The following is a 565-nucleotide window of genomic DNA, read 5'->3' as shown; positions in this document are numbered from 1 at the left end:
GGCCACGCTGGTCACCGTCATGATCGAACCGACCCTGCAGGGCGGCGGGCACGGCAAGGCCATGCTGCGCGAGGCCATCGACATGGCGCGTGACCTGGGCTTCGCCTCGCTGCGCCTCGGGGTGCGCGGCGGCACCGGAGTGGACGCCTTCTACGCCACGGTCGGCTTCAAGGAGGTCGGCCGCGTGCCCGAGTCGATCAGGGTGGCGGAGGGCGACTACCGGGACGACATCTGCATGTGGCTGCGGCTGGACTGACGTCCACGGGCCCGGCCGGCGACGGACGGTGGAGCCGCCTCCCACGGCGCTTTTCCGACGTGATTCACTAGACGGGCAGGCGAACACCATCCGGCCGATACCGCAGCACCCCCGGGAGAAAGAAGACCAGCCGTGTCTCTCACGCCGAGCGCCACGCTCCGATACACCGCCATGCGTCTGGGCATCTTCGTCGGTTGCTTCCTGGTCCTGTGGGGCCTGGTTCACTTCGGCATCCTGCCGTCCGGTCTGGGCGACTCCAACCTGCTGTGGGTGCTGCTCCTGGCGATCGTGGTCTCGGCGCCGCTGAGC

General features: G+C 69.2%; 2 protein-coding genes. Both read left to right on the top strand.

Features of this window, described 5'->3' with window-relative positions; all coding sequences use genetic code 11:
- Positions 1-256 (top strand): GNAT family N-acetyltransferase (locus KUM32_RS35700; RefSeq protein ID WP_217146070.1); only part of this gene is annotated, 256 nt, incomplete at its 5' end.
- A 132-nt stretch (positions 257-388) separates the two neighbouring features.
- On the top strand, positions 389-565 hold a 177-nt coding region (locus tag KUM32_RS35695; protein WP_308408806.1), incomplete at its 3' end, for a DUF4229 domain-containing protein.

The organism is Streptomyces sp. AC627_RSS907, from assembly GCF_019049165.1.
Note: the sequence above shows the minus strand (reverse complement) of the source record. Positions and strands in the feature narration are given on the sequence as shown.